Annotated in this window: 20 protein-coding genes; 5 read left to right on the top strand and 15 right to left on the bottom strand. The window is 40.9% G+C overall.

Annotation, left to right across the window (positions count from 1 at the left end; genetic code table 11):
- Positions 1-602: 602 nt before the first annotated feature.
- On the bottom strand, positions 603-1,496 hold the full coding sequence (dapA, locus tag KTR07_RS21315) for a 4-hydroxy-tetrahydrodipicolinate synthase (protein ID WP_008761561.1): 894 nt from the start codon (positions 1,494-1,496) through the stop codon (positions 603-605).
- 59 nt (positions 1,497-1,555) lie between these two features.
- Positions 1,556-3,556 (bottom strand): NAD-dependent DNA ligase LigA, encoded by a 2,001-nt coding sequence (gene ligA / locus KTR07_RS21310; RefSeq protein WP_008765723.1) that lies wholly within the window; start codon positions 3,554-3,556, stop codon positions 1,556-1,558.
- A gap of 76 nt (positions 3,557-3,632) precedes the next feature.
- Here ligA and trmD point away from each other — a divergent pair, with 76 nt between their 5' ends.
- A complete protein-coding gene (gene trmD / locus KTR07_RS21305) occupies positions 3,633-4,310 on the top strand; it encodes a tRNA (guanosine(37)-N1)-methyltransferase TrmD (protein ID WP_008765722.1) in 678 nt (225 codons plus the stop codon).
- Positions 4,311-4,528: 218 nt separating this feature from the next.
- Here trmD and KTR07_RS21300 read toward each other — a convergent pair whose 3' ends face one another.
- The 5 genes from KTR07_RS21300 to KTR07_RS21280 all read right to left on the bottom strand — a co-directional run bounded on the left by KTR07_RS21300 (position 4,529) and on the right by KTR07_RS21280 (position 9,800).
- Positions 4,529-5,440: a dihydroorotate dehydrogenase gene (locus KTR07_RS21300; protein WP_008765720.1), complete on the bottom strand. Its 912-nt coding sequence runs from the start codon at positions 5,438-5,440 to the stop codon at positions 4,529-4,531.
- Positions 5,428-6,204, bottom strand: coding sequence for a dihydroorotate dehydrogenase electron transfer subunit (locus KTR07_RS21295; protein ID WP_008765719.1), 777 nt, complete (start codon positions 6,202-6,204; stop codon positions 5,428-5,430). The genes KTR07_RS21300 and KTR07_RS21295 overlap by 13 nt, the downstream gene beginning before the upstream one ends.
- 75 nt (positions 6,205-6,279) lie before the next feature.
- Positions 6,280-6,750, bottom strand: a complete 471-nt coding sequence (locus tag KTR07_RS21290) for a helix-turn-helix domain-containing protein (RefSeq protein ID WP_011107510.1) — start codon at positions 6,748-6,750, stop codon at positions 6,280-6,282.
- 1,228 nt (positions 6,751-7,978) lie between these two features.
- Positions 7,979-8,998 carry a DNA polymerase III subunit delta gene (gene holA, locus KTR07_RS21285; RefSeq protein ID WP_008765717.1) on the bottom strand — a complete coding sequence of 340 codons (1,020 nt, stop codon included), beginning with the start codon at positions 8,996-8,998 and terminating at the stop codon, positions 7,979-7,981.
- A gap of 25 nt (positions 8,999-9,023) precedes the next feature.
- Entirely contained in the window at positions 9,024-9,800 is a 777-nt protein-coding gene (locus KTR07_RS21280; protein WP_008761555.1) for an AMP nucleosidase, read from the bottom strand.
- 63 nt (positions 9,801-9,863) lie between these two features.
- On the opposite strand from KTR07_RS21280, the gene KTR07_RS21275 reads away from it, so the two are divergent.
- Positions 9,864-10,313 (top strand): type I restriction enzyme HsdR N-terminal domain-containing protein, encoded by a 450-nt coding sequence (locus tag KTR07_RS21275; protein WP_008761554.1) that lies wholly within the window; start codon positions 9,864-9,866, stop codon positions 10,311-10,313.
- A gap of 123 nt (positions 10,314-10,436) precedes the next feature.
- On the opposite strand, the gene KTR07_RS21270 is transcribed toward KTR07_RS21275, so the two are convergent.
- The 5 genes from KTR07_RS21270 to KTR07_RS21250 all read right to left on the bottom strand — a co-directional run bounded on the left by KTR07_RS21270 (position 10,437) and on the right by KTR07_RS21250 (position 18,273).
- On the bottom strand, positions 10,437-13,583 hold the full coding sequence (locus KTR07_RS21270) for an efflux RND transporter permease subunit (RefSeq protein ID WP_217315500.1): 3,147 nt from the start codon (positions 13,581-13,583) through the stop codon (positions 10,437-10,439).
- Between the two features lie 82 nt (positions 13,584-13,665).
- The gene (locus tag KTR07_RS21265) at positions 13,666-14,775 is read right to left on the bottom strand and encodes an efflux RND transporter periplasmic adaptor subunit (RefSeq protein ID WP_181981936.1); all 1,110 of its coding nucleotides are present in this window, start codon (positions 14,773-14,775) and stop codon (positions 13,666-13,668) included.
- Positions 14,776-14,808: 33 nt separating this feature from the next.
- Positions 14,809-16,206, bottom strand: a complete 1,398-nt coding sequence (locus KTR07_RS21260; RefSeq protein WP_008765715.1) for an efflux transporter outer membrane subunit — start codon at positions 16,204-16,206, stop codon at positions 14,809-14,811.
- Between the two features lie 136 nt (positions 16,207-16,342).
- Positions 16,343-17,173 (bottom strand): zinc ribbon domain-containing protein, encoded by an 831-nt coding sequence (locus KTR07_RS21255; protein ID WP_008761550.1) that lies wholly within the window; start codon positions 17,171-17,173, stop codon positions 16,343-16,345.
- A gap of 5 nt (positions 17,174-17,178) precedes the next feature.
- A complete protein-coding gene (locus KTR07_RS21250) occupies positions 17,179-18,273 on the bottom strand; it encodes a Nif3-like dinuclear metal center hexameric protein (RefSeq protein ID WP_048697464.1) in 1,095 nt (364 codons plus the stop codon).
- A gap of 106 nt (positions 18,274-18,379) precedes the next feature.
- Between KTR07_RS21250 and KTR07_RS21245 the strand changes: the two genes are divergently transcribed.
- Complete coding sequence (locus KTR07_RS21245; protein ID WP_117577732.1) at positions 18,380-18,796, top strand: DUF4891 domain-containing protein; 417 nt, start codon at positions 18,380-18,382, stop codon at positions 18,794-18,796.
- Between the two features lie 34 nt (positions 18,797-18,830).
- On the opposite strand, the gene KTR07_RS21240 is transcribed toward KTR07_RS21245, so the two are convergent.
- Genes KTR07_RS21240 through KTR07_RS21230 form a run of 3 tightly spaced genes read right to left on the bottom strand, consistent with a single transcriptional unit; the run spans position 18,831 to position 20,555 of the window.
- Positions 18,831-19,109, bottom strand: a complete 279-nt coding sequence (locus KTR07_RS21240; protein WP_117981275.1) for a hypothetical protein — start codon at positions 19,107-19,109, stop codon at positions 18,831-18,833.
- Complete coding sequence (locus tag KTR07_RS21235) at positions 19,106-19,900, bottom strand: ABC transporter permease (protein WP_117981274.1); 795 nt, start codon at positions 19,898-19,900, stop codon at positions 19,106-19,108. Before KTR07_RS21235 ends, KTR07_RS21240 begins: the two co-directional genes overlap by 4 nt.
- Positions 19,901-19,934: 34 nt before the next feature.
- A complete protein-coding gene (locus KTR07_RS21230) occupies positions 19,935-20,555 on the bottom strand; it encodes an ATP-binding cassette domain-containing protein (RefSeq protein WP_008761546.1) in 621 nt (206 codons plus the stop codon).
- An 86-nt stretch (positions 20,556-20,641) separates the two neighbouring features.
- Here KTR07_RS21230 and KTR07_RS21225 point away from each other — a divergent pair, with 86 nt between their 5' ends.
- Together KTR07_RS21225 and KTR07_RS21220 are read left to right on the top strand one after the other, a co-directional pair.
- Positions 20,642-21,184, top strand: a complete 543-nt coding sequence (locus KTR07_RS21225) for a ferredoxin domain-containing protein (RefSeq protein WP_117981273.1) — start codon at positions 20,642-20,644, stop codon at positions 21,182-21,184.
- A 70-nt stretch (positions 21,185-21,254) separates the two neighbouring features.
- A complete protein-coding gene (locus KTR07_RS21220) occupies positions 21,255-22,370 on the top strand; it encodes an agmatine deiminase family protein (RefSeq protein ID WP_055217915.1) in 1,116 nt (371 codons plus the stop codon).
- Positions 22,371-22,395 lie beyond the last annotated feature (25 nt).

The raw sequence follows: 22,395 nt of genomic DNA, 5'->3' as shown, positions 1-22,395 counted from the left end.
CTGAATAGAGTAGCTGACTACGGATCAGCCGGTTACAGGTTTGAATCCTGTCGCGATCACCAAAGTCCTCTGCATTTTTTTTGTGGAGGATTTTGTTTTTTACCCCATTCCATCGAAGAAATTCGGCATCACGAGAAAAAAATTAAGCGGTTATTTTATCTAAATCGAGCGATCATTTCACATCAAACGACCGTATGATTATGTACAATCAATAGGATGTTTTACAAAAACACTTTAATAGTTATTTTCAAACATCAAGAAGTTTACTTTCAAACATTGGAAAGTTTAAAAAGTGCATGGCAACGTATGTTCAAACAATGCACTTTCATCTTCACCTTTTGCTCGAAACCACTATAAACAAGCGGATACAGGATGAAGGGAAAGCATTTCACTTTTATACTACATTAGTTTATCAAATATGCTATTAGCTTATCGGATTTTGCTATTAGCTAATCAAATTATGCTAATAGCAAAAAATAGAAAGAACTAAAAAAAATCCCCTTCACCTTGTATCTGCCTGTTCATGGGAGGCATAACAAAAAGGTGAAGGGGGAATACCTATTTATAAAATGTATGGAGAATCGATACTTCTCAGTATCAGATCAACATTTAATATTCAGTTCGTTTAAGACTTTACGTATTGCCTCAAATGTCGTAATTCGAGTCGGAACCAACGGCAATCGAAGTTTATTTTCAATCATCCCCATTGCATTCAGCATGGATTTTACTCCTGCCGGATTTCCATCCACAAACAAAAGATCAAATAGCTCAGTAAATCGATGATGAATAGTGAGTGCATTAGCAAAATCACCTTGAAGCGCCAAACGTGTCATACGGCTGAATTCACGCGGGAAAGCATTGCCGATTACAGAGATCACTCCAACAGCTCCCAAGGTTATTAACGGAAAAGTAATACCGTCATCACCGGAAATAACATTGAAATTATCTGGTTTATTCTTGATAATGTCATCCATTTGAGTAATATTACCGGAAGCTTCTTTAATAGCGATTACATTACTAAAATTACGAGCAATGCGCAAGGTCGTCTCAGCAGTCATATTTACTCCTGTACGCCCCGGCACATTATACAACACGATAGGAAGTTCCGTAGCTTCCGATATGGCTTTATAATGCTGATAAATTCCCTCTTGCGATGGCTTATTATAATATGGCACTACAGACAATATAGCGTCAACTCCTGTAAAATCGTCATTTTTCAATGTTTCTACTATTGCACGTGTATTGTTACCGCCTACACCCAGCAAAATAGGAATTCTTCCGTTAACGCGGTCAATCACCATCTTTTTGATGGTTTTCTTCTCTTCTTCGGTAAGAGTCGGTGTTTCGGCTGTAGTCCCCAGCACACACAAGAAATCCGCATTATTCTGCAATAGATAGTCTACCAAACGCATCAACGCATCATAATCAACGCTTTCATCCTCTTTGAAAGGAGTAATCAGTGCTACCCCCATTCCTTTCAATTTAGTCTGTATCATGAGTTTTAATTATAATCTCTAATTTTATTAGGCGCAAAAGTACGAATATTTTTCATATCTTACGATATAAGTTTCAGAAATTCGTCCTCGCTTAGTATGGTTACTCCAAGTTTTTTTGCTTTTTCCAGTTTGGCTGGCCCCATATTGTCACCGGCAAGGATAAAACTGGTCTTAGCAGAGATACTTCCCACATTCTTACCGCCATTTTTCTCAATAAGGTCTTTATATTCGTCCCGTGAATGATGCGTAAATACACCGCTGATCACAATAGACTGACCAGCTAATTTATCCGTATATCCACTCATATCTTCTTCTGTACGATAGAGCTGTAACCCAGCCTCTTTTAACCTGCCAACTAACTCTCGGTTAGACTCATTTGAGAAATACAGAAGAATGCTTCGCGCTATTTTTTCCCCGATTTCATCGATACTTATCAGCTTTTCAAGGTCAGCCTGTCGCAGCTCGTCAATGTCCCCGAACGACTTGGCTATTTTCTTTGCTACCGTCTCGCCAACAAACCGAATTCCCAAAGCAAAGATGACACGTTCAAAAGGAACTGTCTTACTCTGCTCAATCCCCGTAATAATATTCTCTGCAGATTTTTCTCCCATACGATCCAACCCTTTGATATCATCGGCTTTCAATTCATACAGATCCGCCGTATTATGAATCAACCCCAAACGATAGAACATATCCACCGTTTCAGGACCCAATCCATCAATATTCATGGCTTTCCGACTAATAAAATGCTCTATTTTACCTTTAATCTGAGGGGGACATGCAGTTTCATTAGGACAATAATGGGCAGCTTCGCCTTCATATCTAATTAATTTGCTGCCACATTCGGGGCAATTGGTAATAAACCTGACCTTCTCACCAAGCATAAAACTACGGGCATCTTTATCCACTCCTGTAATTTTAGGAATGATCTCACCACCTTTTTCTACATAAACCATATCTCCGATATGCAGATCAAGCCCTTCGATAATATCCGCATTATGCAATGAAGCACGTTTGACAACCGTTCCGGATAGCTGAACAGCATCTAAGTTGGCAACAGGAGTTACAGCGCCTGTTCTGCCTACCTGATAAGTTACCATATTCAATCGTGTCAATGCACGTTCTGCCTGAAATTTATAGGCAATCGCCCATCTAGGAGATTTCGCCGTAAAACCGAGATTCTTTTGTTGTCTCAGACTATTTACCTTCAAGACGATTCCATCAGTAGCTACAGGCAGATTCTTTCGTTCTACATCCCAATAATTGATAAATTCAAAAACCTCTTCCAACGTCTGGCATTTACGCGTCAAATCAGAGATTTTAAATCCCCATTTTGCGGCTTCCTGAAGATTTTCATAATGTCCATCACAAGGCAGATTATCTCCCAAAAGATAATATAAATACGCATCCAGCTTGCGAGAAGCTACAATAGAAGAATTCTGAAGCTTCAATGTTCCTGAGGCTGCATTTCTCGGATTAGCGAAAAGCGGCTCCTCACGTGCTTCTTTTTCGCGGTTCAACTCCTCAAATACTTCCCAGGGCATAAGGATTTCCCCACGAATCTCAAAAGAAGAAGGATAATTGTCACCATGGAGCACAAGTGGAATAGAACGGATTGTCTTTACATTATCTGTCACATCATCGCCCTTTTCTCCATCTCCGCGTGTAACGGCACGAACCAGTTTTCCATCTTCGTAGGTCAGAGAAATGGAAGTACCATCATATTTCATCTCACAGCAAATCTCAAAATCCTCATTCAACGCTTTTCGTACACGCTCATAAAAATCTGTAACTTCGCCTTCAGAGTACGTATTTGCCAAAGACAACATGGGGTATTTATGTGCAACCTGCGTGAAATTCTTGTTAATGTCACTGCCGACACGCATAGTGGGCGAATTTTCATCTTTATATTCCGGATGTGCCAGCTCCAGATCCTGGAGTTCACGCATCTTATCATCAAACTCCTTATCTGAAATTTCGGGAGCATTCAAAACGTAATAATTATAGTTGTGCCGATGAAGTTCAGCACGCAATTCCTCTATTTTTTCCTTTATATCCATATTTCTTCGATTGTTTAAGGCAAAAATACAGGTTTATCTTTGAATATTTGTACTTTTGCGAAAAATTATAAAGATTATGCGTATTGATATTATAACAGTTTTACCCGAAATGATTGAAGGCTTCTTCAATTGCTCCATCATGAAACGAGCTCAGAATAAGGGACTTGCAGAAATACATATCCACAATCTGCGCGATTATACCGAAGACAAATATCGTCGTGTCGATGATTATCCTTTTGGCGGATTCGCCGGCATGGTCATGAAGATAGAGCCTATCGAACGCTGCATTAACGCTCTGAAGGCTGAACGCGACTATGATGAAGTGATTTTTACGACCCCCGACGGAGAACAGTTCAATCAGCCAATGGCCAACAGCCTTTCTTTGGCCCAAAACCTGATTATCCTTTGCGGACATTTCAAAGGTATTGATTATCGTATCCGTGAACACCTGATCACCAAAGAAATCAGTATCGGAGATTATGTGCTGACAGGAGGCGAACTGGCAGCAGCAGTCATGGCGGACGCAATTGTCCGTATCATCCCCGGAGTGATTTCAGACGAACAGTCGGCACTTTCTGATTCTTTTCAGGATAATCTGTTGGCGGCACCTGTATATACTCGTCCTGCTGACTATAAAGGCTGGAAAGTACCCGATATTTTGTTATCCGGCCATGAAGCAAAAATAAAAGAATGGGAGCTACAGCAATCTTTAGAACGAACCAAAAAACTTCGCCCAGACTTACTGGAAGACTAAAAGATATATGTAAATAAAAACGACGGTGAGAAATATGAGAATTTTCACCGTCGTTTTTATTTATATTCTACAAGAAAGACAAATCTGTTATTTTACTCTTCGCACTGGGAATCTTCTTTTCATCTATCATTCCGGCCTTGATTTTACTCAGTATACTTAAAAAGTAAAATAGCATTTTTCTTTCATATTATATGCGAAGAGTTATTGTATGTTTTCAATTATACCTCAAGCGCACCAATAATTTCTTTTACTGACTTACATCCGTGTCTTTCCAAGTAATTATTTATACCATCTTCAACTTTGATTGTAACAGCCGGATCTATAAAATTTGCCGTACCAATCTGGATCGCAGAAGCACCGGCAAGCATAAACTCAACAGCATCTTTCCAGTTCATAATACCTCCCAATCCTATGACAGGAATATTTACCGCCTTTGCAACTTGCCAAACCATACGCAAGGCAATCGGTTTCACAGCAGCACCGGACATTCCTCCTGTCACTGTTGACAGAATGGGACGTTTACGTTCCGCATCAATAGCCATTCCTAGCAATGTATTGATTAATGATACACTATCCGCACCACTTTCTTCTGCTGCACGGGCAATTTCTGTGATATCAGTAACGTTCGGAGAGAGTTTAACGATAAGTGTCTTTTTGTAAGCTGCACGTACCGCTTTTACTACTTCAGAAGCACCTTTTGCTGACACACCAAAAGCCATACCTCCTTGCTTTACATTGGGGCACGAGATATTTAGTTCTATAGCAGGAATTTTGTCAAGTTCATTAATGATCTCTGCAGTTTTCACATAATCCTCAATAGCAGACCCCGACACGTTTACAATCATATTCGTTTGAATGTCTTTTATACGAGGATATATCTGTTCCACAAAGTAGTCAACCCCCTTATTTTGCAGTCCTACAGCATTTAGCATACCGGAAGGAGTCTCTGCCATACGAGGATATGGGTTACCTTCACGTTTGTGAAGAGTAGTACCTTTTACAATAATACCGCCTATTCGCGCTATATCAATGAAATCCGAGAACTCTTCACCATATCCAAATGTACCAGATGCAGTCATCACCGGGTTCTTCATCTGCAATTCACCAATGTTTACACTTAAATCTGCCATAGTAGTTTATTTATATTAAAAACAGGACCTTCTTTACATACACACAAATGTCCTTCTGTCGTATTTTCCACACAACAGAGACATGCTCCAATTCCACAAGCCATTGTATTTTCCAAAGAAACTTCACATTCTATCTGATTACTTTTGGCATATTTTGCCACAGCCATCATCATCGGTTTAGGACCACAAGTATAAATCTGCTCAAAATGTACCTGATTTAATATAGAATGCTGGGTGACGTATCCTTTTTCTCCGTGACTTCCGTCTTCTGTAGTAGTATATACCTCTCCATATTTAGCAAATTCTTCCAGCTGCAACAAGTCTTTATTGCTACGAGCCCCTAAAAGGAAGGTAGGTTTATGACCATTTTTCGCCAATTGTTCACCTAAATATAACATAGGGGCTGTTCCGACACCTCCGCCCACAAGCAAAAGCTTATCAGAAGGCTTTTGAGGCATTGTATAGCCATTCCCCAAAGGAAGTACTACGTTGATCACATCGCCCGAATTTACTTCTGCTAAACGTCTTGTTCCGTCTCCAATCAACTGAATAAGGAACCACACTTCGTTTTGTCGCTTGTCTACAAAATTAATAGAAATAGGACGGCGTAAAAATGTAGTAGATGAACCGTCCACCCGAAGTTCGGCAAACTGCCCCGGCAACATCTCGGGCAGCAATGACTGAGAAGTCAATTTCAGCAATACATAGTTTGCATTCAATCTGATATTCTCAGTAACTGTCAGATCTAAAATAAATTTCTTCATGTATGGATATAAAAGTATAAATTCGTATTCCGGTGCAAAGATACAGGAATTTGCTCAAACCACCGATTTTACCTCTCATTTTTCAGGTCGAAAGGTTTCATAAGTATTATCATCAAAGAATATTCTTATTTCAGTGATTTTTCTGGCAGGCTTTTCTATGTACCTAATCTCCTGTTTTACAATCTCTTTAGGTGCATTTTCGGCTGTTCTTAATGCCATTTCCTTGCGATTTTCCGGATTAATCGTCTCTTTGGACGGATTTACAGGATTCTCATCAAACAAAGAAGGCTGATAATCTCCATTGGAAGAAACCGTAGAAGCATCTTCTGCAGATGTTATCATTTCGCCTTTACCATAAAGCAACCATTCAAGATTTACATAACTATAGGTCTGATGTACCTTCATTACAACCTCCAAGCTTGGTTTATTCCGATCATTCAAAATATGTGAGAGAGTAGATTGCTGAACTCCAATTGTCTCAGCAAAAACTCTTGGAGGAACTTTTTCTCTCTCCATTATCATTCTAATTCTGTCTTTTATCTCCATACAGCTTCTTTCTTGTTACAATTGTATGTATTAAACGTTGGTTTCACAAAAATACTAATAACCACTACGGATATACAAAGGTAAATATTACAAATCACAAATGCAAATTACAAATATAAAAATATTAATATTACAGATGTGTAGCGATCATTACGATTGGACTAATACGTTTGTAAAACACAAAATAAAACATAAACCACGATGACATTTCAGATTTAACAAAATAACATATTACATTGATTTATAATAGAATATATATAAGCAAACAACAAAGAAATACGATATTCACAAAAATACGCTCCACTCAGACAGTAATTTTAGAGCGATTATTCAATATTAGAGCATATTTATATGATATACAATAATATAACATATAAAAAACAAATTGTTAACCACTCTCCTATTACATTTATATACTGTATATTATTACTGTAAAACAATCAATATACTTTTGTGATTCGGTTAGATCGATTACATTTGTATCTTATTCACAGATATATACTTTACAAACAAACAGGCATGATTACACAAACGTAAATATCAATAGTTGCAAAAACAATAAATCAAGGAATAAAATACATTATTTACTTATGTATATTGAGAACTCTTCAAATCTTCTTTTACATTTTCTTCTGAAGTATCTCGCAAATCGTAAATCCTTGCTATATTTCCGCACATTCAGTCGATCAATTGTTTTTTTTCAATTCTAGAAGCTATAAAATTGAATTAAATTCCTGTCTTATAATAAAATATACCTGTTTTATCAATACCCAAATTAAGATCAACTAGAAAAATAACAGAAAAATATCCCAATTATCCCACAAATTATCAAAATGACATTTTATCAGTTCAGGAAAAGAAAGATGATCCCTCCAATTTATGCAAAACCATTTATGCTAATACGATTTACCATTCTATATTTATAGTCTGAATTAAATCAGATTTTTTCAATTTTGAAAATGAATATAATATAACTTCAAAAACTAGAAAAGAGAGAAATTACCAAAATTGAATTTAAAGAAGGGAAGCAAAAGATCTTCAAACTCCTTTCCATTCATAAAAGTCAGGAAAAAGAGAACAACAGATCCATTGTAAAATATTCGTCTATAAAAGAAGATTTGGTTATGAGTTTGACACAACTAATTTGCTATATATAAAGAAGGCATATACTTAATCTGTTTTACAGTAAAAGTATATGCCTTTTGTTTATTTAGAGTATTCAGTTTTACTAATGCAAAATTTTAAACACTAATTCACGAAGAATATCTCCGTCAGACATTGAACTATTTTTCACTCCTTTTGATTTTGCATCGGCATATCGTATTTCACCAACAATCTGCATTGTCTTTACTCCACTATATTTGCGCATCGCAATTGCGTAGTCCCGAGCTTGCCAAGTAGTTCTTAACCCTAGCATATTAGCAATACCCTGCTCCGATTTATCAGGCGCATAATATGCTAACATCAAGTTTGAATAAAAGCTAAACAACAAAGACAATGTCATTTGAATTGGATTCGTTTTAGGATTTTCCTCAAAATATTTTATTATTTTATTTGCTTTCAGAATGTCTTTTTCAACCAGAGCACTCCGCAATTCAAAGTTATTATAATCTTTGCTTATGCCTATGTTCTTCTCAATTTGTTCGGGAGTAACACGTTTCTGTCCCGTAGGCAAAGTGATAATCAGCTTTTCTAATTCACCTGTCAAACGACTTAAATCCGAGCCGACAAAATCAGCCAGCATAGCCGTTGCCTTAGGCTCCATATCTATTCCTTTTCTTTTCATGTAGGAAGCTATAAAGGCCGGAAGCTGGGCATCTTTTATCTTCTTGGATTCGAACAAAACACCGGTCTTTTCTACCTCAGCAGCCAGCTTTTTCCTGCGGTCCAATGTTCCATGTTTATGGCATATCACCAAAATAGTGGAATGAAGCGGTTTTTGAAGATAGTACGATAATTCTTCGATGTTCCGGACCGCTTGCGCTTCTTTGACTACCACCACTTGATGTTCGGACATCATAGGATAGCGTTTTGCAGCATTTATGATTGTCGCCACATCCACATCAGCACCGTACACTACAGTCAGGTTGAACTCTTTTTCCGTTTCGTTCAAGACATTATCAGTAATGTAATCGGCAATCAAATCGATATAATACGATTCTTCTCCCATCAAATAGTAGATGGGACGATACTGCTTTGCCCTCAGTTCTTTGAGGATGTCATCACAGGTCAGCTCTTGTTTTGCCATATATATTTTTTAGGAAGACTGGCAGTTACCAGTCGAATTTCAAGTGTTTTACAGTTTTCTTTGCATCAATAATCATACGCAGAGAAGCGATACCAATCTCAACATGCTCTTCTACATAGTTCTTGGTAACCAAATTATCGCTTTTATCAGTTTTCACTCCATCCGGAGTCATAGGCTGGTCAGATACCAATAACAATGCTCCTGTCGGAATATGATTGGCAAAGCCACAGCTGAACAAAGTGGCCGTTTCCATATCAACCGCCATCGCACGTGTCTTTTTCAGATACTCCTTGAATGCTTCGTCATGCTCCCAAATACGGCGATTGGTGGTGTAGACGGTACCCGTCCAATAATCACGGCCATAGTCACGAATGGACGAAGAAACAGCACGCTGCAACATAAATGCAGGCAAAGCGGGAACTTCAGGTGGAAAATAATCATTGGATGTTCCTTCACCACGAATAGCGGCAATAGGAAGAATTAAATCGCCAATTTGATTTTTCTTGTCGATACCACCACATTTACCTAAAAATAAGCAGGCTTTAGGATGAATAGCTCCCAATAAATCCATGATAATAGCGGCATTAGGACTCCCCATACCGAAATTGATCATTGTAATGCCTTCGGCTGTGGCGGAAATCATATTGGCATCTCTACCCAAAATAGGAACATCAAATTGATTTGCGAAAATCTCTACGTACTTGTTGAAGTTAGTCAACAGAATATACTCTCCAAAATCTTCCAGGTTACGTTTTGTGTAACGGGGCAGCCAATTAGCTACGATTTCTTCTTTCGTTTTCATAATTATCTATTAAATTTGTGGTTCCAATAATGGAAACCGTTATTTAACTTACAAAAATAATAAATGTTATCGTTAAACCTACCAGTATTCGACACTAAAATAAACGTACGAAACGGAAAAAATGTAATTTTCGACGTGATTCGCAAACGATATGTCGCACTTACCCCGGAAGAATGGGTACGGCAACACTTTGTTCACTTTCTTATTGCACACAAAGGATATCCGAACGCACTCCTTGCCAACGAAGTAATGGTAAAGCTGAACGGCACAACTAAAAGATGTGATACGGTGCTTTACCGGAGAGACCTTTCAGCACGAATGATCGTAGAATACAAAGCTCCGCACATCGAAATCACACAAGCGGTATTCGATCAGATAACCCGCTATAATATGGTGTTGAAAGTTGATTATCTGATAGTAAGTAATGGAATGCAGCATTATTGTTGCCGGATGGATTATGCACATCAGAGCTATACCTTTCTTCAGGATATTCCCGATTATAATGCCCTATAAAGATAGTGTCACTATAAGGTCAGGATACTTACACTATACCACACACATAGTGTAAGTATCCCAAGCACATAGTGACACCATCTTTGTCTTGCCTCCGGAGGCTCTGAAAACGATATTCTATTTTTACATATTCGTATCTTTTTTCACATCGTCATCTTTCTTCCTGCTAAACTTCTCTTGCAGTTTCTGCATCAATTCATAGAAATTAGGAATATAGACTGTCGCTAATAAAGTATTCATCGCCATACCGAAAACAACCGCAGTACCCAACGCTATACGACTCTGCGCACCAGCCCCGGTAGCAAACAGCAAAGGCATTACCCCCAATACAAAAGCAAAAGAAGTCATCAAAATCGGACGTAAGCGGACGTGTCCTGCTTCGTATGCAGCCTCACGAATTGAGTTTCCCTCAGCACGGAAATCACGGGCAAACTCTACAATCAGAATACCATTCTTTGCCGAAAGTGCAACAAGCAGGATAATACCAATCTGTGTATATACGCTGACCGGAGTTCCCATTATCATACATCCTATCATTGCTCCCAACAAGGCCACCGGCAAACCTATCACGGCAGCCACCGGACTGGTCCAGCTTTCATATTGCGCAGCCAAAACAAGGAATGCTACAATCAAGGCCATGACCAAAACAATGGTGGTCGTATTTCCCGCCTGCGTTTCCTGATAGGCAACCGACGTCCATTCATAGCCGAATTCATCTCCCAGCTGTTCTTTAAACAAAGTTTCCATTTCTTGAATAGCCTGTCCGGAACTGCTTCCGGGCGCTACATTACAAGTCAGGGCAGCTGTTGAATACATATTGTAACGATTGATCTGATCCTGCCCCAACTGCTCTTCCACTTTGGTGAAAGAAGAAAGGGGGACCATCTCTCCTGCCGAATTAGCCACACTGAGTTTTAAGACATCATCAATGACCCGTTGTGCCTGATCACGCGCTTCGATCTTTACCTGATAAATATGACCGAATTCAACAAAATCATTAACGTATGCCGCCCCCATATAATAGCTTAATGTAGAAAATACATCATTCAGAGCAATGCCCATAAATTGCACCTTATCACGATCGATATTCAGAAAATATTGAGGGACATTTGCCTGATACTGACTGGATACAGAAGCTAAGGCCGGTTTGGAATGAGAAGAAGCAAGCAATGCGTCAATAGCCTGCTGCATTTCTGTCGGTCCCAGATTCCTCCGGTCTTCCAATTGAAGTTGCAAGCCACCGGAAGCACCCAATCCTGGAATAGCCGGAGGAACCATAGCAAATGCTTGTCCTGCCTGTATCTCCATATACGCTTCGCCATTAAAACGGTCGACAACGGCAGCAGCCGTATGCTCCTTCCCTTTCCTTTCGTCCCAGTTTTTCAGGACAACAAAATAGGTTGCGGAGTTACTTTGCTCACCTCCGCCCATCACGGAGAAACCAGTGATTCCAATGTAATTCTCCACTTCCGGATAAGAATCCAAAATAGCATTGATTTTATCCCCGACAGCTTGTGTACGTTCCAAGCTGGCTGCCGGAGGAAGCTGAACAACTGCAATAAAATAACCATCATCTTCATCCGGAATAAATGTCGACGGCCAACGCATAAAGAGTATTACGGCAATCACTGTCAGAATAGCAAAAGATACAAAAGAGATAAGCGGACGTTGAAGCAACCATTTCACCGTACTATCGTAGACTCCCTGTGTCTTATCATACGCTTTATTAAATCCTTTGTATATAAAGAAGTTAGACGGTTTGCTCTTTTTGAGGAATAGAGCACAAAGAGCAGGCGTCAGTGTCAGTGAGTTAAAACCGCTTAATACAGTAGAAGCAGCAATTGTCAGTGCAAACTGCTTATACAACTGCCCCGAAATACCGCTGATCATCATCGTCGGAATAAACACGGCAAGCAAAACAAGCACCACTCCGACAATCGGCCCCGTAATTTCCCCCATAGCTTTTGTGACTGCTTCACGAGTTGAATATTGTCCGGTCTCCAGCAATCTTGAAGCATTCTCAACCACCACAATAGCATCATCCACTACAATGGCAACTGCCAGAATCAATCCGAACAGAGTCAGCGTATTGATCGAAAAACCAAATGCCGCCATAACTGCCAATGTACCGATCAGCGATACAGGAATTGTGATACAAGGAATAATAACCGCTCTCCAGTTCTGCAAAAACAGGAAAATAACCAGTACTACCAGCAGCATTGTCTCAAAAAATGTCACCATTACTTCATCAATAGAAGCATGAATTACATCCGTTGTATCCAAAGTTACGTTATAGGCTACTCCTGTAGGAAAACTGGTCGCCAGTTCCTCCATCTTAGCCTTCACTCCTTTTGAAACGTCCAGCGAATTGGAGCCCGGCTGCTGATAGATAGCAATCGCTGCGGTAGGCATCCCCTTCAATCGTGATACTACACTATAAGAAGCAGACCCCAAATCTATTCGCGCAATATCTTTCAGGCGAAGCATTGCCCCATCCTGTTCCCGACGAATGATAATATTCCCGAATTGCTCCGGAGAAATAAGTCGCCCCTGTACATTAAGTGTATATTGAAAGGCATTTTTATTGTCCTGTCCGATCGGTTGACCGATATAGCCGGCGGACACTTCCATATTCTGAGACTGAATGGACTGATATACTTGTGCCGGAGAAATGTTCCGGATACGCATAGCTTCAGGATCCAGCCAGATACGCATGGAATAATCACCTGCTCCCATGACATTAACAGCTCCTACACCAGGCACACGTGATAACTGATCGACCAAATTCAATTTGGCATAGTTAGTCAGATAGAGACTGTTGTATACAGAGTCTTTCGAAGTCATTGTCAGGAACATGACAATGTTCGAAGACTGTTTCTGCACAGTCACCCCCTGTACCACTACCGGTTCCGGCAAGGATGATTGAGCAACACTTACCCTGTTCTGGACTTGTACAGTAGCCATATCGATATCTGTACCGACGGCAAATGTAATTGTCAGAGAATATGCTCCCGAAGAGGAAGAATTTGAAGACATATAGAGCATACCGTCCACCCCATTCACCTGCTGTTCGATGGGGAGTCCTACCGTTTGAGCTACAGTTTCAGCATTCGCACCGGGATAGACAGCCGATACCTGAACCGTCGGAGGTGTAATCTCCGGAAATTGCGCCACAGGCAATATATTAAGTGCGACCAAACCGGCTACCACAATGAGCAGGGCAAGTACGGTAGCAAAAATTGGTCGGTTAATGAAAAACTTAGAAAACATAATATATAAGTTTACGATTAATATTTATATAAGGACAAACAGTTACCTGCATCGTCTGAAGATAACCAACAAGCCGACCGCATCAGGGTATCGGCTTTATCTTCATTCCATCTCTGACCTTCATCAGAGCTTCTGTAACATATCGTTCCTGTGGTGAGAGTCCTCCCAACACCTGCCGTAAGGTATCATTAATCAGTTGTCCTATTTCAATATGCCGATAGTGTACTATGTCCGAATCATTGACGGCATACAGGAATTTACCGAGCTGATCGGTTCCGATGGAAGCCTCTTTCACAAGAATTGCATGATCGGCCTCTCCATAAGGTAAGGTAATGCTGACGTACAATCCACTCTTCAGTACTCCCTGCGGATTATCAAAATTGGCACGTACCATCAGAGTTCCTGTATTCAGGTCTACGTTCGGTGACAGATAATCCAGTGTTGCCGGATAGGATTCGGTACCTTCTTTCCCCAGCTGAACCATGATCTTTTTCGGAAGATCCTTCGTTGGCTGCTGATTGTTCATCGACATCTCCAGCCATTGATTATCAGCAACATTAAAATACGCATACATCTGATCGTCCTTATAAATAGTAGCCAGCGTAACCGGCTGCAAAGAACCACCGACATAACTGCCGACATCCACTGTCGACTTGCTGATTGTCCCGTCAAAAGGGGCACGAACATAACAATATCCTAAATTTGTACGCGCTGTACTCAAAGCAGCTTCCGCATTGCTGACAGCTGCTACTCCTTCTGTCACAGACGATTCCGACTGCAACACCTGTATCTGACTCACAGCATCACTTTTCACAGCCTCCTTCATACGGCTATAATTATTACGGGCATATTCCAATTGTGCCTGAGCAGTTTTCAGTTCAGCTTCCGCTTGTGCCACCTTATCATTATATAAGGTAGGTTCTATTACAAACAGCAACTGCCCTTTTTTTACCCGTCCGCCCGGTGCGTAAGAGACAGACTGTAATGTTCCGTTCACTCTGGCCACAAGATTTACAGTTTTCTCCGTTGTCAGATAGCCCGGATAATCTTTCGTCAAAGTGATGTCCTTCACTATAGGTTTCGCTACGCTAATTGCCAGAGTCGGCATTCCCTTCATTGCTCCGGCGTCTTTTTTCTCCTTGCAACCAGTCAATACCGACAACACAAGAAAAATATACATTAGTTTTTTCATATCCGTTAGGTTATATTTTATTTATAGATTCTTTTATTCTCTCCAACCGCCTCCCAGCGCTTTATAAAGACTTATTAGTTGCAGTAACGAGCTACCCTGCGCCTGTACCAGTTGATTCTCATAAGATAACAAAGACCGTTGTGCATCAAGCACATTCTGAAAAGGAGAAAGCCCTTGTTTATAAAGTTCCAGTGAAAGTTTCAGAGTTTCGACACCTTGATTACGCACTTCCCTCAAAGCTACAATCTGCTTGATCGAGTTCCGGTAGGAGTTCATGGCGTTATCCGTTTCCTGTACCGCAGTCAGAACTGTCTGATTAAATTGATTGATAGATTCATCCAACTGTGCCTTAGCCAGTCTTGTTGCATTCACTAATTGTCCTCCACTAAAAATAGTCCAACTCAATGACGGAGCAATCTCATAGGTCATACTTTTACTTTTCACCAGATCATTCAAATCACGGGCTGCATAGCCAAACGAACCTTTCAGAAAGATCTTCGGCAGCCAATCGGACTTGGAAGCGCCAAGTAATGCAGCTTGGGCATTCACACTTCTCTCCGCACTTCGTACGTCCGGTCTTCTCAGTAATAAATCAACCGGCATACCTACTCCGATCGGTTCCATATAATCAGGTAATGTTCCAGTAGTTTCCAATACAGGACGTATTTCTTGCGGATACATACCCAGCAAAACAGCCAGTGTCGTAATATATTGATTGATACCTGCCTCTAATTGTGGTATAGAGGCTTTAGTACTGTATAAAACGGATTTGGCCTGTGCCACATCCAGCTTGGCAACAAGTCCGGTATTATACCGTACTTCCGTGATTTTCAAAACTTCTTCCTGAGAAGCTACATTCTTATTTACCACTTCAAGTTCCTGCTGCAATTCCCGCAGGTTAATATAAGCTGAGGCTACCTCTGATGCCAGAGAAACCATAACCGCCGCATATTCCTCTTTGCTGGCGGCAAAGTTTTCTTTCTGCGCCTTTACCCGTTTACGGATACTGCCGAAGACATCGATTTCCCAACTCATACTGAGTGCAGCATCATAATAATGATCTGTAGACTGAGGTAAGGTACTGGTATTTCCACTGGTTTCCTGTCGGGTCCATCCAGCATTCAGTCCGATAGATGGAAAGAAATTTCCACGTTCTGCCCAAAGATTGGCACGTGCAGCAGCTATACGATTAATTGCCATCGCTACGGAATAATTGCGATCTACTGCCAAAGCAATCAAAGAGTCCAGTCTGGTGTCCTGAAAAGACTTCCACCAGTGGTCGTCCACCGGAAGAGTCTGTTGAAACACTTCTCCACTCTCTTCCCATTCTTTAGGAAGAGGAGTATTCAAATAGCGGTTCACTGTCTGTCCAACCGCAGTTACAGTTGAAAGAAACAAAAGGAGCGATACGCTCCACGCTCGTACATTCATATTCGGTTCAGGTTTTTATGAAATGAAAAGATAACAATTCAAGGTTAGGTTTGTTTAAAGGGGTAGTAAAGTTAGAAGAAATAAAAAAAGCCCCGCAATAATGCGAGGCTTTCGAATACATATTCAAATTGGTACCTTATTCAGCAGTTTTTCTTCTGATTGCTCTTTTGGTAGTAGTAGCCGGAGCTTCCTCTACTTTATGCTCAATTTGTACACCAGCCAATTCCGGGTCGATCATAATACGTCCGCAATATTCGCAAACGATCACTTTCTTACGGGAACGGATGTCCAACTGTCTCTGAGGCGGAATCTTGTTAAAGCAACCACCGCACGCGTCACGTTGTACATATACAACGCCCAATCCATTGCGGGAGTTCTTACGGATACGTTTGAATGACTGCAACAAACGCGGTTCAATCTTAGTTTCCAGATCTTTGGCTTTATCTCTTAGCTTCTCTTCTTCCTGTTTAGTTTCAGAGATAATTTCATCCAGTTCGCCCTTCTTCTGTTCGAGGTCTTTTTGTCTTTCGCTGAGTATTTGTTCATTCTTTACTACTTCAGCTTCTTTTTCTTCTCTGTCCGCACTGAATTCTTTGATTCTTTTTTCGCAAAGTTCGATTTCCAGACTCTGGAATTCAATTTCCTTCGTCAAGAAATCATATTCACGGTTGTTGCGGACGTTGTCTTGTTGTGACTTATATTTTTCTACTGAAGCTTTTGCCGTTTCAATTTCTACTCTCTTACCTGCAATAGCAGATTTCAGTTCATCCACTTCAGCTTTGATCTTGTCGATACGGGTACTCAAACCAGCGATTTCATCTTCAAGGTCCTGCACTTCCAATGGAAGTTCACCTCTCAATGTCTTGATTTCATCAATCTTAGACAACATAGTTTGCAGCTGGAACAGTGTTTTCAACTTCTGTTCCACCGTCAACTCATTCGGATCTTTTTTTGCTTCTCTAGCCATTTTACTTACAAATATTTTATGGGATTCGTATTTATTTTACTCAATTGGAGCGCAAAATTAGGAAATAAATCCCGGATTATGGAATAAAAAATTTCTTTTGTATATTGTTCGCTTTCGTAATGACCGATTTCTGCCATCAGGATATCTCCTTCGTGACCAAAATAATCATGATACTTAATCTCACCTGTAATAAAAACATCGGCTCCCGACCGGATTGCCTGCGGAAGCAAAAATGCTCCGGCACCTCCGCACAATGCCACTGTCTGTATTTCTCTCCCTGTCAGTTTGTTATGACGCAGACACTCTACTTCAAACGTTTTCTTTATACGTTTCAAGAATTCCATCTCCGTTTCCGGCTCTTCCAGTTCGCCAACGATTCCCGATCCTGCCTGTGCCCACTCATTTTGTAGCGGATACAAGTCGAATGCAGGTTCCTCATAAGGATGAACAGACAATAGTGCTCTGACTACTTCCGACTTTTTGAATGCAGGAAGAATTGTTTCAATTCTCACCTCTCCTTCCCGGTGGAGTTCTCCAATCACTCCACAGAAAGGATGTGTTCCTTCTTTGGCACGGAATGTCCCTTCCCCTTCCAGATTGTAACTACATGAATCATAGTTACCAATATTACCGCAACCGGCAGCAAAAAGTGCGTTCCTTACAATATCCGCCTGAGCAATGGGGACAAAAGTCACCAGCTTCATCAGGCTATTTTCTTTTGGTTCAAGCACTTTCAGATGTTTCAATCCGATTTTTTCGGCTATCTTATAATTTACCCCTCCCTGTGCATTATCAAGATTAGTGTGTGCTGAATAGATCACAATATCATTTTTTATTGCTTTCAGCATACAGCGTTCCACATAATCTTTGCCAGTAATGGATTTATAACCTTTAAATATCAAAGGATGATGCGATATGACGAGGTTATACCCCAACGCGATAGCTTCATCTAAGATAGCTTCAGTAACGTCAAGACACAACAAAGCCCCTGTTGCTTCCGCATCTGTCAATCCGATTTGCAGGCCGGCATTATCAAAACCGTCTTGCAATGGCAGAGGCGCGAATCGTTCAAGGGCGCTTACTATTTCCTTAATTTTCATTATTTAGAGAAAATTTGGTTGCAAATATAGCAAATAAAATAGGAATAAGCTCCCATCTTATCGTTTTTTTAGTAAATTTGTCGCATATCCTTAAAATTAGAACACGATGAAAACAATTCTATCCTGCTGTTTAGTAATTATTCTGGCTGTTTCCTGCCAAATGAAACAGAATCAGAATTCCGATGAGTCAATCAATGAAAACATGAGCGTTGATAATACAGAAACTTGTATGGTAGATACCGTAAAAGCTACAGCTATCTTTTGGATAGATAAAGCAGAAGCCAAACATTGCAAAGATTCGGGGCTCCGTACGATTAAAGCGAAAGTATTTATTCACGAAAATGGAAAGGTTGACTTCCTGTCTTTCACCAAAAAGCAATCATCAGGTGTGGAAAAGTACATACTCCATCATCTTGATAAATTCCAAATTTCAAAACGAATGTTGGAAGGCGGGTATATACAAACAGGAGAACAATTCGTTCAGCTTCGCTGTATGAGGGAGAAACTGCAAGCTATGCAATAACTCACCGGATCTCTTTCCTGAATGGAAGAAATATTTATTTGTGAAACTTCATCTGCACCTTATTCTTTAGTGCATACCGTTCATCTACCACTTTGTCTGTAGGAAAGAAAGTGAAAAAAAGACGCCACCCTCCTTCTGTATAGACAAATTTGCGTCCGTTTGCGCCATGAAGAATAGCCTGATATTTTTCCCAAATGAAGGATTCGATATGTTCCGGCATTTCATTTCCCACTACCGAGAACTCTACAGTAATGAAAAAATGCGGAACAGACAGTTCCGCCACATTTTGAAATATCCGGTCGGTAACAGTCATTTCTTCGTTTCTTTCGTTACTTCCAATAACTTCCCATATGCATCAAATGACCTTCGGGAAGCCAGTGAAATAGTAATCATCAGTGATAGCATGGAAGCCGTGAAGGTGATAACCATAATCATCATCTGATATTTGATTGCCACATTCGGACTGCTTCCTCCCAAAATTTGTCCGATCATTGTGCCCGGCAGTGCCACTAATCCCATCACTGCAATATTCGCAATCAAAGGACTGAATGACTTGATGATAGCCTGTTTTATAAATGGTGCCTGAGCTTCCTGGCGTGTAGCTCCATTTCCTAATAAATAACGGTATAATTGTTGTTCCCGCTTCAGCCCGCTATAATAAGTATTCAATGCGATCACATTACTTGAAAGCATATTTCCCATTAAAATTCCGAATATTGGAATAAAATACTGAGCACTGAAAATGTTATCTAACTGGAGGACAACACCGATAAAGTACAATCCAACCACTACTACACTGCACAAAAAACCTATAGAAATCGGTATCAGCAAGATGCCCCGTTTCAGTTGAGTACGTACCAACGCCGTTTGTCCGGCAACAAATATCATGATAATCACCCAAAGGAAATTAATCCAGGGATTATTCCACAAGAAAAGATACTTCAGATATATACCGATAAAAAATAGCTGGATAATCATTCGAAGCGTACCTATCACGGCAGGTTTCAGCAAACCCGTCTTGAACTTCCAAAGATAAAAGAACGGAATGGCAAGCAATAGCAAGCCAATAAATAAATTATAATATGAAATATCGATGGTTCCCAAAATAAATTCCCTTTATGCTAGTATTAAATATCGTTTATAGTTCTATTAAATAATGACAGCCCGAAGCAAAGTCTTTATCATGTGATACAGCTAACACAGCCGCCCCTTTCTCTGCCTGCCGCCTGAAGAAAGCCAGCACTTTGTCTGTTGACCCGGCATCCAACGCTGATGTCGGTTCATCAATAATGATCAAAGGTTTGTTGAGCATCGCAGCCACTGCCAGCATGATACGCTGACGTTGTCCGCCTGAGACTTCATTCACCCTTTTAGTATACAAATCATGTTCCAGCCCCAGATCATCAAAATATTCATAGAGCCTTTCTTCCGAAAAAGGAACGGAACGATTTACTTTCAGATCAAACGGAAGAGCCACCATTTCCTTTACCCATTCAAAAGGCAAGGCCAGTTCTTGTGGAATCCATGCAATTTGCCGCCGGATTATATCTATAGTTGATTTATCCAACAAGGTATCTCCTACTTTTATGGTCCCCTCCTTTAACGGCACAAAGCCCATCACCGCATTTAGCAATGAGGTCTTTCCACAGCCGGACTGCCCTACAATACAGGCGGTTTTCCCCCTCTCCAGATTCAGATTTAATCCGGAAAAAAGTACTTCTGTCCCAAAAGCGATACAAGCATTGTTGATATGTAGCATGGCGTTTTCAATTCTTTCTTTCCGGCAAAGGTAGTATTTTCTTGAAAAACGTTATCTTTGCCTCACTAATTAATTCGAGAAAAGTTATGATACTGAACGAAAGAGATGCCCGTCATGAGCATATATTACAGGTAGCACGCCAAATGATGACCGCCGCACGCACTGCTCCGAAAGGAAAAGGGATTGATATCATTGAAGTGGCCTTGATTACCGATGAAGATATTAAACTGTTGTCGGACAAAATGATAGCTATGGTAGAAGAACACGGAATGAAGTTTTTCCTTCGGGATGCCGACAACATCTTGAGTGCCGAATGTGTTGTATTGATAGGAACACGCGAACAGGCACAAGGTTTGAATTGCGGACATTGCGGATTTGCGACATGTGCCGGACGCACGGAAGACGTCCCCTGTGCATTGAACAGTATTGACGTAGGCATCGCCATCGGTTCCGCTTGTGCCACAGCAGCCGATATGCGTGTAGATACCCGTGTCATGTTCTCTGCCGGATTGGCAGCACAACACCTCAATTGGCTGAAAGACTGCAAGATGGTTATGGCTATTCCGGTGAGCGCCTCTTCAAAGAATCCATTCTTTGACCGGAAGCCGAAACAGGAAGCCAAAGCATAAGGTATGTGTCAAAAGACTGGTACCTGCTCATTTTATAAACTGATTTTATAACTAAATATAATATAGTCTGATGGGAATCATGGTTGGACTTCCCAGCCCTAGTGGCTCGGAAAAAGATTTGCAATTAAACTTTGGAAAGAATATGACTGTACAGGTAGAAATGAGAGCTCCTCACCTGCCTGCCGAATGGCATCTGCAAAGCGGCATACAGTTGACATGGCCGCATGCCGGTACAGATTGGGCATATATGCTGAAAGAAGTACAAGAATGTTTTGTCAACATAGCCAAAGAAATAGCCAAACGTGAGTTATTATTAATCGTGACTCCCGAGCCCGAAGAAGTAAAGAAACAGATAGTGGCTACCGTAAACATGGACAATGTCCGCTTTCTGAAATGTGAGACAAACGACACATGGGCACGCGACCACGGAGCTATCACCATGATAGATACCGGCAACCCTTCCCTGCTCGACTTCACATTCAACGGCTGGGGATTGAAGTTCGCCTCCGAACTGGATAATCTGATTACCGGACAGGCTGTAAAAGCCGGAGCGCTGAAAGGCCAGTATATAGACTGTCTTGACTTCGTTCTCGAAGGAGGTTCCATCGAGAGCGACGGTATGGGAACACTGCTTACCACCACCGAATGCCTGCTCTCTCCCCACCGGAACGGTAAACTGAATCAAGTAGAGATAGAAGAATATCTCAAATCAACTTTCCACCTGCAGAAAGTCCTCTGGCTGGATCACGGTTATCTGGCCGGCGATGATACCGACAGTCATATCGACACCTTGGCACGCTTCTGTTCCACCGACACCATTGCCTACGTGAAATGCGACAATACCGAAGACGAACATTATGAAGCACTGCATGCCATGGAGGAACAATTAAAAACATTCCGCACATTGGCAGGAGAGCCCTATCGCCTGCTGGCTTTGCCAATGGCAGACAAGATAGAAGAAGACGGTGAACGACTGCCTGCTACCTATGCCAACTTTCTGATTATGAATGATGCAATTCTTTACCCCACCTATCAACAGCCGGATAATGACCGGAAGGCGGGAGAAGTATTACAACAAGCATTCCCTAAACATCAGGTCATCGGGATTGATTGTCGGGCATTGATCAAGCAACACGGTTCTCTGCATTGCGTCACCATGCAGTATCCGTCAGGTGTTATCCAATAACGGACATTTCAGTAGTATATTAAAT

Source organism: Bacteroides sp. MSK.20.82 (assembly GCF_019052485.1).
Classification (GTDB): Bacteria; Bacteroidota; Bacteroidia; order Bacteroidales; family Bacteroidaceae; genus Bacteroides; species Bacteroides thetaiotaomicron.
This window is presented reverse-complemented; position numbering and strand designations above follow the sequence as displayed.

What these genes read in the sequence shown, in the direction of transcription:
- KTR07_RS21255 (WP_008761550.1), bottom strand. Translation starts at nt 17,173, where the DNA reads ATGGCTAGAGAAGCAAAAAAAGATCCGAATGAGTTGACGGTGGAACAG.
- KTR07_RS21220 (WP_055217915.1), top strand. Translation starts at nt 21,255, where the DNA reads ATGGGAATCATGGTTGGACTTCCCAGCCCTAGTGGCTCGGAAAAAGAT.
- KTR07_RS21275 (WP_008761554.1), top strand. Translation starts at nt 9,864, where the DNA reads ATGTTATCGTTAAACCTACCAGTATTCGACACTAAAATAAACGTACGA.
- ligA (WP_008765723.1), bottom strand. Translation starts at nt 3,556, where the DNA reads ATGGATATAAAGGAAAAAATAGAGGAATTGCGTGCTGAACTTCATCGG.
- dapA (WP_008761561.1), bottom strand. Translation starts at nt 1,496, where the DNA reads ATGATACAGACTAAATTGAAAGGAATGGGGGTAGCACTGATTACTCCT.
- KTR07_RS21245 (WP_117577732.1), top strand. Translation starts at nt 18,380, where the DNA reads ATGAAAACAATTCTATCCTGCTGTTTAGTAATTATTCTGGCTGTTTCC.
- KTR07_RS21295 (WP_008765719.1), bottom strand. Translation starts at nt 6,204, where the DNA reads ATGAAGAAATTTATTTTAGATCTGACAGTTACTGAGAATATCAGATTG.
- KTR07_RS21230 (WP_008761546.1), bottom strand. Translation starts at nt 20,555, where the DNA reads ATGCTACATATCAACAATGCTTGTATCGCTTTTGGGACAGAAGTACTT.
- KTR07_RS21250 (WP_048697464.1), bottom strand. Translation starts at nt 18,273, where the DNA reads ATGAAAATTAAGGAAATAGTAAGCGCCCTTGAACGATTCGCGCCTCTG.
- holA (WP_008765717.1), bottom strand. Translation starts at nt 8,998, where the DNA reads ATGGCAAAACAAGAGCTGACCTGTGATGACATCCTCAAAGAACTGAGG.
- trmD (WP_008765722.1), top strand. Translation starts at nt 3,633, where the DNA reads ATGCGTATTGATATTATAACAGTTTTACCCGAAATGATTGAAGGCTTC.
- KTR07_RS21290 (WP_011107510.1), bottom strand. Translation starts at nt 6,750, where the DNA reads ATGGAGATAAAAGACAGAATTAGAATGATAATGGAGAGAGAAAAAGTT.
- KTR07_RS21280 (WP_008761555.1), bottom strand. Translation starts at nt 9,800, where the DNA reads ATGAAAACGAAAGAAGAAATCGTAGCTAATTGGCTGCCCCGTTACACA.
- KTR07_RS21225 (WP_117981273.1), top strand. Translation starts at nt 20,642, where the DNA reads ATGATACTGAACGAAAGAGATGCCCGTCATGAGCATATATTACAGGTA.
- KTR07_RS21270 (WP_217315500.1), bottom strand. Translation starts at nt 13,583, where the DNA reads ATGTTTTCTAAGTTTTTCATTAACCGACCAATTTTTGCTACCGTACTT.
- KTR07_RS21240 (WP_117981275.1), bottom strand. Translation starts at nt 19,109, where the DNA reads ATGACTGTTACCGACCGGATATTTCAAAATGTGGCGGAACTGTCTGTT.
- KTR07_RS21300 (WP_008765720.1), bottom strand. Translation starts at nt 5,440, where the DNA reads ATGGCAGATTTAAGTGTAAACATTGGTGAATTGCAGATGAAGAACCCG.
- KTR07_RS21260 (WP_008765715.1), bottom strand. Translation starts at nt 16,206, where the DNA reads ATGAATGTACGAGCGTGGAGCGTATCGCTCCTTTTGTTTCTTTCAACT.
- KTR07_RS21265 (WP_181981936.1), bottom strand. Translation starts at nt 14,775, where the DNA reads ATGAAAAAACTAATGTATATTTTTCTTGTGTTGTCGGTATTGACTGGT.